Origin of the sequence: Cellulomonas sp. B6, assembly GCF_001462455.1 — a bacterium.
Classification (GTDB): Bacteria; Actinomycetota; Actinomycetes; order Actinomycetales; family Cellulomonadaceae; genus Cellulomonas.
On the sequence record NZ_LNTD01000024.1, the window covers coordinates 1 to 4987 of the forward strand.

Here is a 4987-nt window from a genome sequence, read left to right on the forward strand (position 1 = left end):
CCCCCCCCGCCCCCCCCCCCCCGGTCCCGCCCGCTGGTCTCACCGCACCGGTGAACGCGGGGTTCGTCCGGTGCCGGGGCCTGCAGACCGGCCGAACGCCGCGTTCGACCCGTGGGACGGACGGGGTCGGGACCGTGCGGGGCGGCCCGGCTCATGCACGTCCGTGCGTAGGTTGGGGGGCGTGAGCACAGCCGAGGTCGACGTCGTGCCGGCCCTGCCCGCCGACGTCCGCGCGATCCACCGGCTCGTCGAGCCCTACGCGCACGAGCGCATCCTGCTGGCCAAGGAGTGGGTCGGCTACTACGAGGCCGTGCAGGAGTTCCTCGTCGCGCGCCCCGCCGACGGCGGCGACGTGGTCGGCTGCGGTGCGCTGCACGTCATGTGGGAGGACCTCGCCGAGATCCGCACGCTCGCGGTCGCACCCGAGTACCGCGGGCGGGCCGTCGGCCACGCGCTCGTTGACGGGCTCGTCGAGCGTGCGCGCCGGCTCGGGCTGCGGCGCGTGTTCTGCCTGACGTTCGAGGTCGAGTTCTTCCGCCGCCACGGGTTCGTCGAGATCGACGGGACCCCCGTGTCGCCCGACGTCTACGCCGAGCTGCTGCGGTCGCACGACGACGGCGTCGCGGAGTTCCTCGACCTCGCCCGGGTCAAGCCCAACACGCTCGGCAACACCCGGATGCTTCTCGAGCTCTGACGCTCAGCCGGGGAGGCGGTAGGTCGTCGCCGCCGGGTCCGGGTCGTCGCCCGGGGCGACGTCCCGCGCGACCAGGCCGTCCGCGACCAGACCGTCGAGGCACCGCGCGAGCTGCGCGGCGTCCGGCCACACCGCCGCGACCGCGTCGTGCGGCACGGGGGCGATCGCCTCGCGCAGCAGCGCCATCACGCGGCCGCGGGCCTGCCGGTCGGTGCCCGTCCACGCCTGCGTCCGACGCCGGTGCGCGTGCGCGTCCGCGGGACGCCCGGCGGCGAGCCAGCGGCAGCGGTCGGCGACGGGGCACGCGTCGCACCGCGGAGCCCGTGCCGTGCAGACCAGCGCGCCGAGCTCCATCGAGGCCGCCGCCCACCGCGCCGCCGCGGCGTCGTCCTCGGGCACCCACGCGGCCGCCGCGCGGGTCTCGGCCACGGTCTGCGACGGCGCCGGCAGCGCCTGGCCGGCGGCGACCCGCGCCAGCACGCGGCGCACGTTGGTGTCGAGCACGACCGACCGTCGCCCGAACGCGAACGCCCGCACCGCCGCCGCCGTGTACGCGCCGACGCCCGGCAGCGCGAGCAGCGCCGCCTCGTCGTCGGGGAGCGCGCCGCCGTGGCGTTCGACCACGGCGCGGGCGCACTCCTGCAGCCGCAACGCGCGCCGGGGGTAGCCCAGCCGGTCCCACGCGCGCAGCACGTCCGACGTCGCCGCGGCGGCGAGGTCCGCCGGGGTCGGCCAGCGCGTCGTCCAGGCGCGCCACGCGGGCTCGACGCGTACCACCGGGGTCTGCTGCAGCATGACCTCGCTGACGAGCACACCCCACGGCGTCCGGTCCGTCGCGCGCCACGGCAGGTCGCGCGCGTGCTCGTCGAACCACGCGACGACGTCACGGCGCACGTCGGTCCGGACCTCGGCGGCGGGGACGGCGGGGTCGGCGACGGGCACGCCTCATGGTGCCGGGTGGTGCGCCGCCGACCAACTCGCCGCCGGCCGTGCCGCCCCACCGGGGTCCACGATGTGGACGCCCGTCCGTGAGCGCGGCGGCGGCTTCGTGCGCGGCGCGCGTGGCGGGCGGCGCGCACCGCGGCGGCCTCGTACCGTGGTCCGCGCAGCCGCGGGCCCCGCGGGACGGCCACCCGGGAGGACACGATGGACGACCGCGAGCACCGGCGGCCGGCCGGGACGGGCGCACCCCGCGCGGCGCACCCGCCGCGCGGGCCCCGCCGCCCGCCGCCGCACGTGTTCTGGATCCGGCGCCTCGTGGTGCTCGGGCTTCCGCTGCTCGTCGTCGTGCTGCTCGTGGTCTGGCTGCTGAACCGTGGCGACGGTGCGGGTGCCGAGCCGCAGGCCGAGCCCACGCCGCCCGCCGCGACCCCGACGCCCGAGCCGGAGCCCACGGCCCCGGGCGGCGTCACGACGTGCGACCCGGCGGCGGTCGCGCTCACGATCGCACCCGGGGGCGAGGAGTTCGGTGCGGGCGTCGACCCGACGTTCGAGGTCACCGTGACGAACGCCGGCACGGCGCCGTGCCTGGTCGACGCGGGCGACGCGCACCAGGAGGTCGTCATCACCTCGGGCGACGACCGCGTGTGGTCGAGCCTCGACTGCGCCGGCGAGGGCGCGGCGACGCGGACGCTGCTGCTGCCGGGCGGCGAGTCGGACGTCTCGCAGCTCACGTGGACGCGCGTGCGCTCGGCGGCGGGCTGCCCGGGCGGTCTGCCGGCGCCGGGCGCGGGGACCTACTCGGTCACGGTCGGGCTCGCGGGGGTGACGTCACCGGCCGCGGTGTTCGGCCTCGGCTGACGGCGGGTGTCGTCGCGGGTCGGACACCGCGGGTTCGACCGGGCGCGGGTCGGCGGGCGCGGGTCGGCCGGAGCGCGGTTCGGACGGAGCCGGGCAGACGTGGCCCGGGTCAGACGTAGCCCGGGTTCGACGTGGCCCGGGTCAGACGTAGCGCTCTAGGATGCTCGACTCCGCGAGCCGCGACAGGCCTTCGCGCACCGAGCGTGCCCGCTGCTCGCCGACGCCGTCGACGGCCATGAGGTCCTCGATGGTGGCGGCGAGCAGCTTCTGCAGGCCGCCGAAGTGGTCGACGAGCCGGTCGACGACGGGTCGGGGCAGGCGCGGCACCTTCGACAGCAGGCGGTAGCCCCGTGGGCCGGCCGCGGCGTCGAGCTCCTCGCCGCCTCCGGGCAGGCCGAGCACCCGGGCGATGTGCGCGATGTCGAGCAGCTGGGTCGAGTCGAGCTCGGCGAGCGCGTCGGGCACGGTCTCGACCGCGCGCCGCGTGGTGTCGACGTAGTCCCGGATCACGAGCTCGCGCTCGGTGCCGACGCCGCCGACCAGCTCGTCGAGCTGCAGCGTCAGCAGCCGGCCGTCGCTGCCGAGCTCGACGACGTACCCGGCGATCTCGTCGGAGATGCGGCGCACCATCTCGAGCCGCTGCACGACCGCCGAGACGTCGCGGACCGTGACGAGGTCCTCGATCTCGAGCGCCGACAGCGTGCCGCTGACCTCGTCGAGGCGGGCCTTGTAGCGCTCGAGCGTCGCGAGCGCCTGGTTGGCGCGCGACAGGATCGTGGGGGAGTCCTCGAGCACGTGGCGCTGGTCGCCCACGTAGAGCTGGATGATCCGCATCGACGCGGACACCGAGATCACCGGTAGCCCGGTCTGGCGGGCGACGCGCTCGGCGGTGCGGTGCCGCGTGCCGGACTCCGTGGTGGGGATCGAGGAGTCGGGCAGCAGCTGCACGGCGGCGCGGACGATCCGGTCGCGCACGGGGTCGATGACCACGGCGCCGTCCATCTTGGCCAGCTCCCGCAGGCGCGTCGCGGAGAACTCGACGTCGAGCACGAACCCGCCGGAGCAGATCGAGTCGACCGTCTCGTCCATGCCGAGCACGATCAGCGCCCCCGTGCGGCCGCGCAGGATCCGCTCGAGACCGTCGCGCAGCTCGGAGCCGGGCGCGACCGCGGCGAGCGTGGACCTCAGCAGGTCGTCCTGGTGGTGCGGGTGCGGCACGCGTGAATCGTATCGGTGGCGCGACGGATCGGCCGCTCCCTTCTCGCGTGGCGTCCCACCTGGCGTCTCACCTGGTGTCGTCGCCGGGCGCCAGGCCCGCGAGCACCGCGGCCGCGAGGTCGGGCGCCTCGACGACGCGCAGCCCGTCCGGCACGGCGACCTCCGCGAGCGTGCCGGCCGGCACGACGGCGCGCGAGCAGCCGAGCCGGGCGGCCTCGGCGAGGCGGCGGCCGACGCCCGGCACGGGGCGGATCTCGCCGGCCAGGCCGACCTCGCCCACCGCGACGAGCCCCGCGTGCACGGGGACGTTCTCGCGCCCGCTGACGGCCGCGAGGGCCAGCGCGAGGTCGGCCGCGGGCTCGACGACGCGGGCGCCGCCGACGGTCGAGACGTAGACGTCCTGGTCGGCGAGCCGCGCGTCGAGGCGTCGCTGCAGGACCGCGAGGACCATCGCGAGCCGGCTGCCGTCGACGCCGCTCGTCGTGCGCCGCGGGTTCGGCACGACGCTCGGCGCGACGAGGGCCTGCACCTCGGCCGCCAGGGGCCGGCGGCCCTCGAGCGTGACCGTCAGGCACGTGCCGGGCACGTCGCTGACCAGGCGGGACGTGAAGAGCCCGGACGGGTCGGCGAGGCCGACGATGCCGTGCTCCGACAGGTCGAAGCAGCCGACCTCGTCGGTCGGGCCGTAGCGGTTCTTGGTCGCGCGCAGCAGGCGCAGGCGCGAGTGCCGCTCGCCCTCGAACTGGCACACGACGTCGACGAGGTGCTCGAGCGTGCGCGGCCCGGCGACGGACCCGTCCTTGGTGACGTGCCCGACGAGCACGACGGGCATGCCGCGCGACTTGGCGGCGGTGATGAGCGCGGCGGTGACCTCGCGGACCTGCGAGACGCCGCCGGGGGCGCCGTCGACCTGCGCGCTCGACACGGTCTGGACGGAGTCGAGCACGAGGAGGTCGGGGTCGACCGTCTCGACGTGGCCGAGCACCGTGCCGAGGTCGGTCTCGGCCGCGAGCAGCAGCGACGGGTCGAGGGCGTGGATGCGCCCGGCGCGCAGCCGGACCTGGGCGGCGGACTCCTCGCCCGTCACGTACAGGACGCGCCGGCCGGTGCGCGCGGCGCGCGCGGCGACGTCCAGCAGCAGGGTCGACTTGCCCACGCCCGGCTCGCCCGCGAGCAGCACGACCGCGCCCGGCACGAGCCCGCCGCCGAGCACGCGGTCGAGCTCCTCGACGCCCGTCGGGCGGGCGGCCGCGGACTCGACGTCGATCTCGTGGA

General features: G+C 76.9%; 5 protein-coding genes. 2 read left to right on the plus strand and 3 right to left on the minus strand.

Annotation, left to right across the window (positions count from 1 at the left end):
• The first annotated feature begins 181 nt into the window (after positions 1-181).
• On the plus strand, positions 182-694 hold the full coding sequence (locus ATM99_RS01600) for an amino-acid N-acetyltransferase (RefSeq protein WP_062101208.1): 513 nt from the start codon (positions 182-184) through the stop codon (positions 692-694).
• 3 nt (positions 695-697) lie between these two features.
• On the opposite strand, the gene ATM99_RS01605 is transcribed toward ATM99_RS01600, so the two are convergent.
• A complete protein-coding gene (locus ATM99_RS01605) occupies positions 698-1636 on the minus strand; it encodes an A/G-specific adenine glycosylase (RefSeq protein WP_304438263.1) in 939 nt (312 codons plus the stop codon).
• 204 nt (positions 1637-1840) lie between these two features.
• Between ATM99_RS01605 and ATM99_RS01610 the strand changes: the two genes are divergently transcribed.
• On the plus strand, positions 1841-2494 hold the full coding sequence (locus ATM99_RS01610) for a hypothetical protein (RefSeq protein WP_062101209.1): 654 nt from the start codon (positions 1841-1843) through the stop codon (positions 2492-2494).
• Positions 2495-2635: 141 nt separating this feature from the next.
• On the opposite strand, the gene disA is transcribed toward ATM99_RS01610, so the two are convergent.
• Positions 2636-3712, minus strand: coding sequence for a DNA integrity scanning diadenylate cyclase DisA (disA, locus tag ATM99_RS01615; protein WP_062101210.1), 1077 nt, complete (start codon positions 3710-3712; stop codon positions 2636-2638).
• Positions 3713-3779: 67 nt separating this feature from the next.
• Positions 3780-4987 (minus strand): DNA repair protein RadA (gene radA / locus ATM99_RS01620; RefSeq protein ID WP_062101211.1); only part of this gene is annotated, 1208 nt, incomplete at its 5' end.